11 protein-coding genes are annotated in these 16,162 nt (G+C 40.7%); 2 read left to right on the top strand and 9 right to left on the bottom strand.

All coding sequences use genetic code 11. The features are described from left to right. Nucleotides 1-10: 10 nt before the first annotated feature. The 3 genes from BFS30_RS08555 to BFS30_RS08545 are packed head-to-tail and all read right to left on the bottom strand — an operon-like array spanning nt 11 to nt 2,374. Nucleotides 11-640, bottom strand: a complete 630-nt coding sequence (locus BFS30_RS08555) for a DUF5683 domain-containing protein (RefSeq protein ID WP_069378896.1) — start codon at nt 638-640, stop codon at nt 11-13. After that, nucleotides 640-1,560, bottom strand: a complete 921-nt coding sequence (locus BFS30_RS08550) for a ParB/RepB/Spo0J family partition protein (RefSeq protein ID WP_069378895.1) — start codon at nt 1,558-1,560, stop codon at nt 640-642. Before BFS30_RS08550 ends, BFS30_RS08555 begins: the two co-directional genes overlap by 1 nt. A gap of 10 nt (nt 1,561-1,570) precedes the next feature. Next, entirely contained in the window at nt 1,571-2,374 is an 804-nt protein-coding gene (locus BFS30_RS08545) for a ParA family protein (RefSeq protein WP_069378894.1), read from the bottom strand. Nucleotides 2,375-2,557: 183 nt separating this feature from the next. Between BFS30_RS08545 and BFS30_RS08540 the strand changes: the two genes are divergently transcribed. After that, on the top strand, nt 2,558-3,079 hold the full coding sequence (locus tag BFS30_RS08540; RefSeq protein WP_069378893.1) for an NADPH-dependent FMN reductase: 522 nt from the start codon (nt 2,558-2,560) through the stop codon (nt 3,077-3,079). A gap of 6 nt (nt 3,080-3,085) precedes the next feature. Here BFS30_RS08540 and BFS30_RS08535 read toward each other — a convergent pair whose 3' ends face one another. Next, nucleotides 3,086-3,541, bottom strand: a complete 456-nt coding sequence (locus BFS30_RS08535) for a hypothetical protein (protein WP_069378892.1) — start codon at nt 3,539-3,541, stop codon at nt 3,086-3,088. 45 nt (nt 3,542-3,586) lie between these two features. Between BFS30_RS08535 and BFS30_RS08530 the strand changes: the two genes are divergently transcribed. Continuing rightward, the gene (locus BFS30_RS08530) at nt 3,587-5,218 is read left to right on the top strand and encodes an ABC transporter substrate-binding protein (RefSeq protein ID WP_069378891.1); all 1,632 of its coding nucleotides are present in this window, start codon (nt 3,587-3,589) and stop codon (nt 5,216-5,218) included. 63 nt (nt 5,219-5,281) lie between these two features. Here the strand turns inward: BFS30_RS08530 and BFS30_RS08525 are convergent, their stop codons facing one another. The 5 genes from BFS30_RS08525 to BFS30_RS08505 all read right to left on the bottom strand — a co-directional run bounded on the left by BFS30_RS08525 (nt 5,282) and on the right by BFS30_RS08505 (nt 16,138). Next, nucleotides 5,282-7,729 carry a TonB-dependent receptor domain-containing protein gene (locus BFS30_RS08525; protein WP_069382355.1) on the bottom strand — a complete coding sequence of 816 codons (2,448 nt, stop codon included), beginning with the start codon at nt 7,727-7,729 and terminating at the stop codon, nt 5,282-5,284. A gap of 172 nt (nt 7,730-7,901) precedes the next feature. Further along, on the bottom strand, nt 7,902-10,244 hold the full coding sequence (locus BFS30_RS08520) for a glycoside hydrolase family 3 N-terminal domain-containing protein (RefSeq protein WP_237028726.1): 2,343 nt from the start codon (nt 10,242-10,244) through the stop codon (nt 7,902-7,904). A 32-nt stretch (nt 10,245-10,276) separates the two neighbouring features. Next, nucleotides 10,277-11,707, bottom strand: coding sequence for an alpha-L-fucosidase (locus BFS30_RS08515; protein ID WP_069378889.1), 1,431 nt, complete (start codon nt 11,705-11,707; stop codon nt 10,277-10,279). 282 nt (nt 11,708-11,989) lie between these two features. Continuing rightward, complete coding sequence (gene leuS, locus BFS30_RS08510; RefSeq protein ID WP_069378888.1) at nt 11,990-14,797, bottom strand: leucine--tRNA ligase; 2,808 nt, start codon at nt 14,795-14,797, stop codon at nt 11,990-11,992. A gap of 63 nt (nt 14,798-14,860) precedes the next feature. Beyond that, nucleotides 14,861-16,138, bottom strand: coding sequence for a chloride channel protein (locus BFS30_RS08505; RefSeq protein WP_083251994.1), 1,278 nt, complete (start codon nt 16,136-16,138; stop codon nt 14,861-14,863). Nucleotides 16,139-16,162: the final 24 nt, after the last annotated feature.

The raw sequence follows: 16,162 nt of genomic DNA, 5'->3' as shown, positions 1-16,162 counted from the left end.
TTATCTTGCCTTAAAAACTAAGACTAAGCTTCAATCCCGCTGCAGGTGTACTCAAACCATACATGGAATTGGTGTTCATGTTGATCACTGTCGGAGAAAATTTAACCGCAACATCTCCCACATCAAAATATTTCAATCTTGCATCGATGTAAGCTTCTACAATATTTAAAAGATACAACCCAACATAAGAGAAGATGATAACCTCTTTGTTTCGTTTAAAAGTATCTTTTGCGGTAATCAAACCCTGATCGCTGACACTGGCGTAACGTGGGTTAACGGGTTTCCCACCATTATTCTGACGTGCCAGAAGTTCATCCAGAAAAATATGGTAGTTCTTATTGTTATCAATGAAGGAAAGGGTGAGTAAGGTCGCTCCGGTATAGATTCCGGCTACTTTTAATCCTCTATAAAAGGTAAATCCGTTTCTGATCTGCCCCAGACCAGGCAACATTGCAGAGCGGATCATTGCGCGACGTCCGGCTATCTTACCAGGGTTTACATATTTAGGTTTTAAAGTATCTACTTTTTTTGCAACCGGAGTTAAGGCCGTGCTGTCTTTTTTATTGACCAATACTTCTTGTGATCTCGCTGCGAAAGAAGCAAAAAATAAAAAGACCGACAGCAGAAAAATTTTCGACATTACCAATCCAATAATTCTAAAATCCTGCTGAGGTCATCTTCAGACATAAAAGGAATTTCAATTGCTCCCTTACCGTTCTGCCCTACTTTGAGTTTCACTTTAGTTGCAAATTTAGAGGCCAGGTCCTTTTGTAATTTCTGATATTCAAAAGACACCCCTTTTGGCTGCCTTTGAAACTTGGATTTTACCTCAACACTGTTAATGCTTCTTACCAGTTCTTCAACTTTTCTTACCGAAAGACCTTTATCAATAATCTCCTGATGGATAAAAAGTTGTTTATCCACCTCTTCAACGTTGATTAATGCGCGTGCATGGCCCATAGAGATCTTCTGATCCCTGATGGAAATCTGAATCACCGGTGGTAATTTCAGCAAACGAAGATAATTGGTTACCGTAGACCGGTTTTTACCTACACGTTCACCCAATTGCTCTTGTTTGAGGTTACATTCCTCCATCATCCTCTGAAAGCTAAGGGCTACCTCAATTGCATTCAGATTTTCACGCTGGATATTTTCGATAAGCGCCATCTCCAGCATTTGCTGGTCATTGGCACTACGTACATATGCAGGAATTTCGGTCAGGCCTGCCAATTTGGAGGCCCTTAGTCTTCGTTCACCTGAAATCAGCTGATATCTGTTTCCGCTTTGTTTTCGAACTGTAATGGGCTGGATCAGTCCCTGAACTTTGATTGATTCAGAAAGTTCAATTAAAGCAACCTGATCAAACTCAGTACGCGGCTGGAAAGGATTCGTATCGATATCAGAGATCCTGATATTTCCAATAGCACTGTTATTGCTGGTTTCCTGCCTGGTTTCGCTGACAGGGTTTACTCCGTTTTTCGGCGGATTAACCGAGTCGCTGTCATCTAAAAGCGCACTTAACCCTTTACCTAAACCTGTTTTTCGCTGAAAAGATGTCATTAAAATAATTTTATATAATTGCTGTATTTACATCCTGCACTTCATTTACCAATCCGTTTTTGCGGACGATTTCCCGTGCCAGGTTCAGATAGTTGATCGCTCCTTTACAATTTGCATCATGCATAATAACAGATATACCATAACTAGGTGCCTCGCTGAGGCGGGTATTTCTTTGGATAATTGTTTCAAAAACCAATTCCTGGAAATGAGTTCTTACCTCTTCTACTACCTGATTTGACAAACGTAAACGGACGTCATACATCGTGAGTAAAATACCTTCGATTTCCAGTTCAGTATTTAAACGGTTCTGAACAATTTTAATTGTATTCAATAGTTTTCCCAATCCTTCAAGGGCGAAATATTCACACTGAACAGGAATAATTACTGAATCTGCAGCAGTAAGTGCATTAATGGTAATCAAACCTAAAGAGGGAGAACAGTCAATAATGATAAAATCATACTGATCCTTGATTTTCTCCAGAACGGCCTTCATTTTATACTCCCTGTTGTTCAGGTTGATCATTTCAATCTCCGCACCAACCAGGTCGATGTGTGCAGGCAAAAGATCTAAATTAGGGGTTTCTGTTTTCTGTATCGCATCCATTGGTTCGATATCATTGATGATACACTCGTAGATGCTATTTTTTATACTTCTTGGATCAAAGCCAATACCAGAGGTAGAGTTTGCCTGAGGATCTGCGTCAACCAATAAAGTTCTGTATTCCAGTACGGCTAAACTTGCGGCTAAGTTTATAGATGAAGTAGTTTTACCTACACCACCTTTTTGATTTGCCAATGCAATAATTTTACTCATTTATCTTTTTAATAATTACCAATTATTTACTGAAGGCTTGCTGTTTACTTGATTTAAGTCTATAAAAAATGCTATTTTTGTATTGATTTAGGCACATTTTAATGATTAGCTAAGATACAAACAATTTGACACATACGGCATATAGGTCAGAAGTGTTTTACACATCTTATTAACAATTTTTACATGGTAACTATCATATCAGGAACAAACAGACCTGGAAGTAATACGCTGAAAGTAGCAAAATATTACCAGAAAGCACTAGCAGAAAAAGGATTACAAGCAAATATATTTAGTTTAGAGCAGTTACCGGACAGCCTGATTTCATCGGATTTATATGGAAAAAGAAGCCCTGAATTTGAACCGGTTCAGGAGTTGATGATCAAAACCAGCAAATTTCTATTCGTCATCCCCGAGTACAATGGCAGTTTTCCAGGGGTACTGAAAACTTTTATTGATGCCTGCCAGTTTCCAGATAGTTTTTACGATAAAAAGGCTGCCTTAGTGGGTATATCTTCAGGGAAATACGGCAACATCAGAGGCATTGATCATTTTGGTGGAGTTTGCAGTTACCTCCATTTAAATGTTCTTCCTTTAAGAATTCATGTTTCCGCTATTAAAACGGAATTGAATGAGCAGGATGATTTTTTTAAAGAAGATACTTTAAAGTTCAGCAATCAGCAAATGGATAAATTCATTGCTTTTTAAAAAGTTTTACACTCCAAAACTACTCCAGTTTTTACCTTCATTTCCGAAAATGAAATATCCAGGATATAACATTTCGGCGATATCCTCCAATAAAGCCACCATGGCAGAAGCATCGCTGGCTTCCGCAGCCTGATCATCCAAAAGGTATACCCTATTGTATTCTACTGCAGGCCAGTCCTTATTCAGCAAGGAAGGCACAATACCCATCATTTCCAACATACCTGCACCCTTTTCCAGATAAATTAAAACTCTTGCCTGACTGATATCGGCCTGTAAAACACCTCCTGCGTCGTTAATAATGCCTTCCAAATCAAAGTTTAAATGATTTTCGGTATCCAGACAGGCGACAGTTACCTGTTCCATAAATTTTATTTTATGCTGGATCAGATCTACACGTTCCTGAAGTTCTTCACTTAGCACTTCATCCTCCAGTTTATTTATAACCGCATTTAAAAAAGACATATTGAATTATTTATTACTTTGTGCAAAATTAGTATTCCTACACTGATGCATCGTATTATCACACATATTTTTTGCGGATTATTCCTTCTGGGCATTGCGGCTTGTACACATGGCACTTCTGATAAAGAGAAAAAGGTGTTTAATATGAACCTTGATCAGAACCTGACCTCTCTGGATCCCGCCTTTGCCAGGAACCAGAATGCGCTCTGGATGGTAAACCAGATTTTTAACGGACTGGTGCAGATAGACAGCAACTTAAATACACTGCCCTGCATTGCAAAAAGCTGGAAAATATCTGATGACGGGTTGAGTTATACTTTTAACCTCAGGGCTGATGTTTATTTCCATGATGACCCAATTTTCCCGGATGGAAAAGGGAGAAAGGTAATCGCTTCTGATTTTGTATATAGTTTTAACCGTTTAATAGACCCTAAAGTTGCCTCATCAGGAAGCTGGATCTTTAGTGATAAAGTAAAGGATATCCATAATTTTGTCGCTATAAATGACAGCACCTTTCAAATCAAACTCATTAAACCTTTTCCGCCCTTCCTCAGCTTACTGACTGCACAGTACTGTTCTGTAGTTCCGAATGAAGTAGTTGAGCATTATGGCAAAGATTTCCGAAGTCATCCAATAGGAACGGGTCCTTTCAAATTCAAGTATTGGAAAGAAGATGAAATTCTTGTCATGGTAAAAAATGAAAAATACTGGGAGAAAGAGAATGGCCAGCCTTTACCCTACCTGGATGCGGTGAAGGTCACTTTTATTAGCGACAAGCAGAGTGCCTTTATGAACTTTATCAAAAAAGAGCTTGATTTTTTCGATAAAGTTGACGGCAGTTACCGCGATGATATTTTAACTAAAAGCGGGAACATGACCAGCAAATACAAGGGCAAATTCAAACTTCGGAAAGGCGCTTATCTTTGTACGGAATATGCAGGTTTTCTGGTTGACACTTCTAAATCTATCGCCAAAAATTCGCCATTAAAATATAAGAAAGTACGTCAGGCAATTAACTACGCCATCGACAAGCCAAAACTAATTAAATACCTGAGGAACAGTATTGGAATCCCGGCAACTTCAGGTTTTATTCCCCAGGGCATGCCTGGATTTGACAGCACTGCGGTAAAGGGATATCATTATAATCCGGAGAAGGCGGCCAGGTTACTGGCTGAGGCTGGCTTCCCAAATGGAAAAGGTATGCCACAAGTTACCCTCAGTACCTCTACCACTTACAAAGACCTGATGGAATTTATTCAGGGGGAGCTGAATGCCGTAGGGATAAAGGTAAAGGTTGATGTGAGCCCGAATGCAAGCTTAAGAGATATGATGTCAAAAAATGCGGTAAATTTTTTCAGAGGTTCCTGGATCGCCGACTATGGGGACGCTGAAAATTACCTGGCCATGTTTTATTCCAAAAACAAAGTCCCGGATGGCCCCAACTATACCGGATACTTCAATAAAGATTTTGATCGTCTTTTTGAAAGCAGCTATTATGAAAACGATCCAAAAAAGCGCTTCCTTCTTAACCAACAAATGGATAGAATGGTGATAGAATATGCGAATATCGTTCCGATACTCTATGACCAGTCTATCGTTATGACTCAAAACAACATCAGTGGATATCCACTGAATCCTTTAAACCTGATGATTCTGAAAACAGTCAGGAAAAAATAAAACAGCCCTTTCCGGGCTGTCCGGAAAGGGCTGTTATTAATCAGGTATCGTTGAGGTCAGAATCTAATTCTGAACACCTCCCATTCCTCCCTGGTCTTCTTTCTTTAAATCGTCATTTTTGACACCTTTTTTAGGTTGGGTGAATTTCAATTTACCGAAGTTATAGCTCAGGTTGATTCCAAATGAACGCAAAGGATAATGGATATTCGTCTTTTGCTCATAGCTGGAACCATCTTTTGCATTTGTTCCGTTATTTACAGTATTGATCACCAGGTCACGACTAAAAGGATTCAATACATTCAGACCTATCGTTGCTTTTTTCTTCCAGATTTCTTTCTTCACTGCCCCACCGTAAAAGTACATTGCATCAGTTTTACCCTGGAATGTACGACGGGGAGAGTTGATCACTCCCCATAGCTCGGTGTTCCATCCTCCAGGGAAGGCGTAAGCCGAACGGGCAAATGCAGTATAATTCAGGAATGTGCCAGTGTTCACACTATTCTCAGAACTATTGTTGTTCACGTTATAGGTATTTAAACCAATATTTGCCATTAAGGTCCATTTTGGTTTAGGATTATAACTTCCAAAAAGGTTCATACCATAAGATTCGCTTCTTCCTACGTTGGTATAACTGGTCAGGAAGGCCTGAGGTGCTCCAGAAGGAACAGGGAGAGGAGTAACAACACTTTCAATCACATCCTTAGTGGAACGATAGAATACGGAAGCGTTAATCACAGATCCTTTGATAAAAGTGGAGTACCCCATCTCTATATTATCACTCAACTCCGGATTCAGATCAGGATTACCCCTCATGATATTAAACTGATCGCTTTTATTTTCAAAGGGGTTTAAATAGAACAAACTCGGGCGTTGAATTCTTCGGTTATAACTCACCTTAATCGTACTTGCGCCTTTTAATGATTGAGAAAGGATCAAGCTTGGGAATAGGTTAAAATAGTCATTATTGAATTTTGCTCCATTGCCAGACAATCCATTTATCTTGGTATATTCTGTTCTAAGGCCTGCTTTGGCAGTAATCTTTTTAGTCAGCTTAAAGCCCAGCACACCATAAGCAGATCCAACATTCTGATCGTAATCAAAATCCTGTGATGCATTACCATAATTACTGATGATGTTTCTAAAAATCCCTTTTAAGCCTGTTTCCAAAGTTGTTGTTTTACTGAAAGGGTAAACGTAATCAGACTGCACTGTATATTCATTATTTTTTCCTGTATTTGACCCCAATTCTGTTACGTCAAATGGTTCAGGCAGCTCAGCGATAGTCCGGTTAGAAAAATCACTGGTGTTTCTTCCCGCAGATAATTGTGCGGAAACGCTAAATTCTTCTCCTTCTTTTTTACTTGTTTTGCGGTAATCCACACTCCAGTCTATATTGTTGAATCCCATATCCATGTCGCGAATATTCCGAAGAACGGCACCATTCGTCGTCACGTCTGAACTACCCGGACCGCCATTAGAAAACCTGTTAATTTTCACATTGGTGCTGATGTTATGGTAATTATTGAAATCATAGTCGAGTCCGGCACTACCGTTGTAACCTACTCTCGACCATTTAGAATATCCATCCTGCAATACGCTGGTGATTTCCCCGGTTTTTTTCGTCAATATATTTGAAGACACCACTTTTGAATTTTGAGGATAAGCGTGATTTACCCCCAGGCTACCGGTTAAGGACAAACGTCCTGTTTTGGCATTTAAATTAAAAGCCCCGTTGTTTGAGCGGGTACCTACTGAAGCATTTACACTTCCGCTGGTTCCTTCGGCAGATTTCTTTTTTGTGATGATATTGACAATCCCACCTGAACCTTCAGCATCATATTTTGCCGAGGGGCTGGTGATTACTTCCACACTTTTTATTTGCTCTGCAGGGATCATTTTTAAAGCATCAGCAACACTGTTTGCCATCGTTCCGGAAGGTTTTCCATTGATCAATACCCGCACCGCACTTCCCCTCATCTGCAGATTTCCGTTTACATCAACAGACAACATCGGTACCTTACGCATTACATCGGTGGCATCTCCACCTGCATTGGTAATATCCTGTTCTGCATTATAAACCAGTTTATCCACTTTATTTTCAATCAAGGCTTTTTGTCCGCTGATTTCTACTTCTTTCAGATTGCTGGCAGTAGGGCTCAGATAAATTGTTCCCGCATTTAAATCCGGTTTCTCAGGCGTGGTTTTCACCACAATTACTTTGGTTTTATAGCCCATAAAACCAACAGACAGTTTATATTCCTCAGGGCTGATATTTGATAGGCTCAATTTTCCACGCTCATCAGTTACTGCCCCGTTTACGGACTTATTGTCTTTAGTTTTTATTAAGGATACGGTTGCATAGTCGACTGGTTTTTTGCTCACTGAATCCAGAATTATCGCGGTAATCCGTCCTGTGACCATCTTTTTAGCTGATGTCCCTCCCATTGGAAACTGGGCTTTTGCTCCCAGCATTAAGATTAAACCAACAAATAATAGTATAGATTTTTTCATAATAATTTTCATTTCTTCAATTAGTCTGCGCAAGGTAATTTTTGTTACAGATTACATCCATAGATTTTAGGTTTCGCGCAATTATTTGACGGCGAATTACTCTTTTTGATCGGTGAAAAGAGTTGGAGTCCTTTGTTATAAAATCAGGTTAAAAGAAGAAACCACGTTAAATTCACTGCACTGTAAAATCCCTTTTTAGTCGGACGTCTTCAGAGGAGCCACCCAGCGTTACCGTAAAATCACCAGGTTCAAGAACCCAGTTCATTTGCTGATTATACAGTTTTAGATCCTCTGCATTTAACTCAAATTCTACCGACTGCTGCAGTCCGGATTTTAAAAAGACACGCTTAAATTTTTTCAATTGTTTTACCGGAGTAACGACTGAACTCACTTTATCGACAATATACAGCTGAACAACTTCATCACCATCTCTTTCTCCACTGTTCCTAACATCCAGTTTTACTTTAACAGAGAGGTTCTCCTGTGCTCCCGAGACCTGGACGTTCAAATTGCTATATTCAAAAGTTGTATAGCTTAATCCATAGCCAAAAGGGTATAACGGACGATCATCTACTTCCACATAGCTGTGATTTGCCGGCTTTTTGAGGTTATAGTATACCGGAAGCTGACCTACTGATTTTGGAACAGAAATCGGTAATCTTCCAGCAGGATTATAACGTCCAAAAAGGACATCAGCAATCGCATTTCCTCCTTCCTGTCCGGGATACCAGGCATCCACAATGGCATTCACATGATCCGCAGCCCAATTCAGATTTAAAGGCCTCCCTTTAATCAGGACCAATACCACAGGGGTTCCAGTCTTCACTATTTTCTGAAGCAGTTCCATTTGCCTTCCCATAAGGTCGAGTGTAGAACGATCAAATCCTTCTCCGCTTTCCATATCACTTAACGTTACTTCAGCAGCTTTCACCTGTGCTGCGCCTGTATTCAGGTATTCTGTTTTAAAATCTCTGGCACTGGATCCACCCAATACAACAACAGCTACCTCAGCATTTCTGGCAAGTTCAACCGCTTCATTTATACCGTTTGAAGCCGTATCTCTTATCGCACAGCCTTTAGCATAACTTACTTCAACACCTTTACCAACACTTGCTTTTATTCCTTCCAGCACCGTCACTACTGCATTTTCGTCCTGAGGTGCGGTATAATCTCCCAGCTGATTATAAATGTTATCAGCATTGGGTCCTATCACTGCAATTTTTTTAAGCTTATGACTCAGAGGAAGGACATTATTTTTGTTTTTAAGCAAAACCAACGAAGCACTTGCTACTTTTCTCGCCAGAGCGATATGCGTTTCATTCCTGACTGACTTCGTTTTTTGAACATCCACATAAGGGTTTTCGAATAGTCCCATTTTCATCTTGATCCGAAGTACACGTGCTACTGCAGTGTCCAGCACATCGGCTTTCACTTCTCCTTTACGAAATGCATCTATCAACGCAGGTCCATAACCATAACCACTCAGGTCGGCATCCAAACCGGCATTTATAGCCATTGCCGCCCCGGCAGTTGCATTTGCTGCGACATGGTGGTTACTAACCAGTCCTGAGATGCTCCCCAAGTCAGAGACAACGAAACCCTTAAAGCCCCATTGATCTCTTAAAATACCGGTAAGCAGATCATGATTCGCAGAACAAGGAATTCCATCAATAGAATTATAAGCAGTCATGACTGATTGAGCACCCGCCTTTACTGCGGCTTTAAATGGTGGTAAATAAGACTGGAACAATTCTCTTTTTCCCACAGCTACACTACCTCCATTATGCCCTCCTTCGGGCACACCATAGGCGGTGAAATGTTTAAGTGTCGCAACAATATTCTTTCCACTTTTTAAATTATTTCCCTGAAAACCCTTAACCATCGCTTCTCCCATTCTGCTATTGAGTACCGGGTCTTCTCCATAGGTTTCCTCTACCCGGGACCATCTTGGCTCACGTGCCAGATCCAGAACAGGTCCATAACCAATATGGGCGCCCTGGAGACGGGCTTCGAATGCAATAACTGCAGCCATTTCTCTAATCAGATCAGGATTCCAGGTACTGCTTTGACCTATAGAAGTAGGGAAGACAGTTGTGCCTATCGCCATATGCCCATGCGGGCATTCTTCGGCCAACAACATTGGAATATTTAACCGGCTATTTTCTATAGCATATTTTTGAATGGCATTTGTGGCTTTGGCTGCCTGTACAGGGGTTAATCCGGTCAGCAGTGTTTTCTTTGTCCAGGGATCGGCCCTTAACGTTGCCCATAACATTCCTGTATGCTGTGTGGCCAATGCTTTTTTGAACTGCTCACTTGCCTCCACTGCATTTCCATTTTTGCTATACATATCCCACCCAAGCAGTACAGATAACTGTCCGACCTTTTCTTCAAGGGTCATTCTGCCAAGAAGATCTTTTATTCTCAGTTCTATAGCAACCGTCGGGTCTTTATAAGCGGCTTTTTTCTGAGCGCGACCAGATTGATAACAGGCAGTCGTCAAGACTGCTGTCAATATAAATATTTGAAAAACCTGTTTCATTTGTTTTATTGAGCAGTAGAAAAAGAAAATGCGAGTGCAGGCAGGTTGTTAGGGAGTCCTTTTGGCAGAATTACTTTAATCTGTTCATTTTCTTTTACCCATTTCACATTTTCTCCGGTTTGCAAAAGTTTGATTTTTGTTCCTTTAGCCGGCTCATTGCCAACCCATGAAATTGTAGACGGAATATCTTCTCCCTCCTTCAGGCATACCAATGCATACCTGGTTTTAGCATCTTTGCTTTGTGTAAACCAGGTATTGCCTTGATGATAATTCTTGGTGATTCTCGTTCCATAAATCGCTTTCCCGTTTTTATTGATCCAATTTCCTATTTCTTCTAAACGGCTAATTACCTTTTCCGGCATGGTTCCATCTGGTTTCGGCCCTACACCAAGCAGCAAACTTCCTCCTTTAGCTGTAATTTCAATCAGGGAATGGATTACGGTTCCTGCAGATTTATACTGATCATTTGCCGCAAATCCCCAGGCGCCACCCAGGGTCATGCAACTTTCCCAGGGATGATCCAATTGTTTTTCCGGAATGTGTTGTTCCGGAGTCTGATAATTTTCGTAAGGCCCATGAACAGTCCGGTCTACAATTAACAGTCCGGGTTGTGCCTTACGACCCATTTCTGCAATCTTTGGCATATCAATGTCCTGACTCCATGCCGGGATGGTTGCTCCCCAGGCACGCACCTCATCAGTTACAGTTTCCAGTGGCCTTACCCATCCGCCATCAAGCCAAAGAATATCGACAGATCCGTAATTGTTCATCAGCTCAGAAATCTGATTAAAGGTTTGTGTTTTGAACTTATTCCACCTCCATGGGTTCTTTTTGATGTCGTAATTATTATTGCGGTCTGGCGTTGCATATTTCGACCACCAGTAATATTGAGAATGCCAATCTGGTTTAGAGAAATAGGCCCCGATCATAAAGTCCTGTTTCCTGAAAGCATCAAAAACATATTTCGCCACATCTGCTTTCGGATTTCCTTTAAAAGGACCGTTGGAAATTTTAAAATCGCTCTCCTTTGTATCAAACATATTGAAACCATCATGGTGTTTTGTTGTAAATACCAGATATTTCATACCTGCAGACTTTCCTGCTTTTGCCCATTGTTCCGGATTAAAATTAACCGGGTTAAATTTTTCGCTTAAGCCCCAGTACCACTTTTTATAATCTTCATAAGCGATGGTACTATCTCTGGAAATCCAATCTTCGGAACAGAGGTTCCAGGATTCCATAATCCCCGGGACTGCATACAGCCCCCAGTGAATGATCATTCCGAATTTCTGGTCTTGCCATTTTTCCAGTTTGTTCTTTACTAAAGGATCTGAAGGCCATTGATAAGTACTGGATTGGCCATGCACATTTGGCTGGCTGAAAGCATTCATTTTTAACAATAAAATGATTGCGATAAGTAGGATAGGTTTATTCATTTTGTGTGATTGTGTCTGGTTAAGGTTGATAACCGGAAAATCTTATCTAGGAACAAAAAGCTATGCAACACGCTGATAAACCCTTTTAGTTTATAACTGTACCAAGCTATATTCTTCTGATCATTCATCTATCCGGAAAACAAAAATCCTAAGGTATGCAAATTTATGATACATCTGAACAATCAAAAATACACCTGTTAAAAGGAAAAATTCTCTAGTAAAAAGAAAAGCTCCGAACAATTGCCCGGAGCTTTTCTGTGATTAAAACATCAGTTTTAAGATCTAGATCACAATATTTACGATACGACCTTTCACGACAATTACTTTTTTAGGTGTTTTTCCTTCCAGGTATTTTTGCACCTGCTCGTCAGCCAGAACTGTTTCTTCGATTTCTTTGGGCTCTAAAGTCAGACTTAAATTCAGGTTTAAGCGAGTTTTACCATTCACGGAGACCGGATAACTAAATTCATCTTCTACCATATAAGCAGGGTTGAATTCAGGATATTTAGCATATGATAAGCTACCAGGCTCATGTCCCAGATTCGCCCAAAGTTCTTCACAAATGTGAGGAGCATAAGGAGAAAGTACAATTACAAGGTCTTCCAATACCTGGCGATTTTTACATTTCAGGTCGGTCAATTCATTTACTGCAATCATAAAGCTGGAGACAGACGTGTTAAAAGAGAACCTTTCTACATCATCCTGTACTTTTTTAATGATTTTATGCAGGGCCTTCAACTCCGCTTTCGCCGGTACGGAGTCACTTACATTAAAAATCCATTCTTCATTGTGGAACAAGCGCCAGAATTTACGAAGAAATTTAAAGACGCCTTCAATTCCATTGGTATTCCATGGTTTACTTTGTTCCAATGGCCCCAGGAACATTTCATACATTCTTAAAGTATCTGCTCCATAGCTCGCAATCAGCACATCCGGATTGACCACATTGAATTTGGATTTGGACATTTTCTCCACCTCTACTCCACAAATGTATTTTCCATTTTCCAGGATAAACTCTGCATCAGCAAATTCAGGTCTGAAAGACTTAAACTTCTCAATATTCAAGATTTCATTTTCCACAATATTAACGTCAACATGTAATGCAGACGTTTTATATTCTTTCCTTAGCCCATAAGAAACTAAAGTGTTCGTTCCTCTTCCCTCTTCATCTACCACGCGATACACAAAGTTACTTCTACCCTGGATCATTCCCTGGTTAATCAATTTTTTGAAAGGTTCTTCCTCATTCACATGACCAAGATCTTTCAGGAATTTATTCCAGAACCGGCTATATAACAAATGTCCGGTAGCGTGTTCTGCACCACCAATATATAGATCAACATCTTTCCAGTATTCGATGGCTTCTTTAGAAGCGAAAGCAGACTTATTTTTCGCATCCATGTAGCGATACCAGTACCAGCTCGAACCTGCCCAACCGGGCATCGTACTCAGTTCATACTCATACTGATCGTCATAACTCCAGTCTTCGGCTCTTCCCAATGGGGGCTCACCACTTTCCGTTGGCAGGTATTTGTCAATTTCAGGAAGCATTAAGGGTAATTCTTCTTCCTTGATCAGGTATGGTAATCCATCTTTAAAATAAACAGGAATTGGCTCTCCCCAGTAGCGTTGACGTCCGAAGATGGCATCACGCATGCGGTAATTGACTTTTGCTTTTCCCACTTCCTGCTCTTCCAACCAGTTATTTAAAGTTTGTGTTGCCTCTGCATAATTCATTCCGTTAATGAAACCGGAATTGATATATTTACCTTCTTTGGTGGCATCAGCCTGTGTATCGATATCTTTCTGGCTATCCAGAATCTGTACGATGGGTAATTTGAAATTAGTGGCAAATAACCAGTCGCGCTGATCACCACTAGGCACTCCCATTACCGCACCAGTACCGTATCCAGCCAATACATAATCTGCAATCCACAACTGAATACGCTCTCCGCTTACCGGATTAATGACATAACTTCCTGTAAATGCACCCGAAACAGCTTTAACATCAGCCATGCGGTCAAGTTCAGATTTTTTCCTGGTTTGAGCGATATAATTGTTCACCTCATCCAATTGCTCAGGAGTAGTCAGGCCAATTACCAGTTCATGCTCTGGAGCAAGTACCAGATAAGAAACCCCAAAAATCGTATCCACACGGGTGGTGAAAACTTCAATATAATCCTGGCTTAATGCTGCGATTTTTTCAGACGGTTCAATTTTAAAACGAACGCTGGCTCCCACACTTTTTCCAATCCAGTTGCGTTGCATTTCTTTAACGGGTTCCGGCCAGTCGATTGTATTCAATCCTTGCAACAGACGCTCTGCATAGGCAGAAATCCGCATGCTCCACTGCATCATTTTTTTCTGTTCTACCGGATGGCCTCCACGCTCTGAGTAGCCATCTTTGACCTCATCATTTGCGAGTACCGTTCCCAATGCCGGGCACCAGTTCACTGTACTTTCTCTCAGATAAGTTAAGCGGTATTTTAACAATTCTTCCTGTTTTTCCTCATGAGTCATTGCTGCCCAATCACTTGGCAGGAAAGACTTTATATCTTCGTCACAGACTGCTTTTACATCAGCGCTTCCTGAAGCATTAAATTTTTCCAACAGGCTGGTAATGTCTTCCGCACGATCGGTTTCCAGGTTATACCAGGAGTTGAAAAGCTGCATGAAGATCCATTGTGTCCATTTATAATATTCAGGATCACTAGTCCGCACTTCTTTAGTCCAGTCAAATGAAAAACCAATCTGATCTAACTGCCTCCTGTAAGTATTGATATTTACTTCCGTTGTAAGAGCCGGATGCTGCCCTGTTTGTATGGCATATTGCTCTGCTGGCAAACCGAATGAATCGTATCCCATTGGATGCAATACGTTATATCCTTTTAATCTTTTATATCTTGTAAATATATCTGAAGCAATATAACCTAGTGGATGACCAACATGTAAACCTGCTCCTGAAGGATAAGGAAACATATCCAGTACGTAAAACTTAGGTTTTGAAGATTGCTCTTCTGCTTTAAACGTTTGATTCTGAGCCCAAAACTCTTGCCACTTTTGTTCTATTTCTTTAAATTGATAATCCATTACAGCTATGCCTTATATATAGCGCGAAAATAAGGAAATAAAGGTTGGATTAGAAACCCTTTCTTAAATACCTAATTTACCGAACAAAAAATGGCGTGGCGATTTGTTTTCAGGTGCATTATAAATGCTGTGGTGACCAGAGATCAGAAAGGAAACCACACAAGCAACTGTTACATAGATCAGACAGGAAACACCGAATAATTCAAATGCCATTATACAACAGGCAACCGGCGTTTTTGCCGCTCCTGCAAATACGGCAACAAATCCCATTCCAGCAAGTAAGCCTACCGGTAATGGTAAAAAAACAGATAAGGCACTTCCAAGAGTTGCTCCGATAAAAAATAATGGGGTAACCTCACCTCCTTTAAAGCCTGCCCCCAGTGTAATGGCAGTCAGCAGTATCTTTAAAGCAAAATCCTCCACTTGCGAAGCCTGGCCAAAGGCATCTACAATGATCGGAATTCCTAATCCTATATATTTATGTGTACCCAGCACCAAGACCAGAAGAAGTACAATAACCCCACCAACAAATGGGCGCAGGGGAGGATAATTCAGTTTTTTAAACAGGGTAGAAAACAAGTGAGTTAATCTGACGAATAAAATCGCGGCGGTACTAAAAGCCAACCCTGCCAGCGCACTATAACCAATTCCCTTCCATGAAACCGAAGGCACCAGCCCCATATGGTAATGTGTGTGCCCTACTCCCCATAATTCAGTTATCCAAGCCCCGATAAAAGCCGCGACGATGGTTGGGAATAATGCTTTTTGAGGGATTTTGTCCAATAGCAATACTTCAATCCCAAATATCGCTCCTGCCCATGGCGTTCCGAACACGGCAGCAAAACCAGCACTCAACCCTGCAATTAGTAAAATACGGCGGTCATCAGGTCCTAATTGAAAAGGTTTATACAATTGATCAGCAGTAGACGCTGCCATCTGGAGGGCTGTTCCCTCTCTTCCCGCAGATCCACCAAACAAGTGAGTAATCAAAGTTCCCAACAATACAAAAGGCGTCATTTTAAAGGAGATCACATCTTTTGGATTATGGATAGTATCAAAAACGAGGTGGTTCCCTCTTTCCACATCTCTTCCTTTATAATGGTATAATAACCCGATCAGAAACCCAGCTAACGGAAGCAGATAAAGCAGTGCCGTATGGCCTTCCCTAAAATTTGTTACCAGATTGAGCAAAGTCAGGAACAATGCGGAAAGTGTTCCCGCAGCAGTACCTATCAACAGGGTAAGAACCAGCCATTTTAGCAGATAATGCAGTATAGAAGCTCTATTGAGAAACTCCGGTACAGGCTTCAAAAAATCTGGATCTTTATATCTTTTTAGCATAATAAAGCCTGTGACAAGAGGTGA

The sequence above is a fragment of the Pedobacter steynii genome (genome assembly GCF_001721645.1).
Classification (GTDB): Bacteria; Bacteroidota; Bacteroidia; order Sphingobacteriales; family Sphingobacteriaceae; genus Pedobacter; species Pedobacter steynii_A.
The sequence above is the reverse complement of the archived record's forward strand: the minus strand, read 5'-3'. Positions and strand labels throughout refer to the sequence as shown.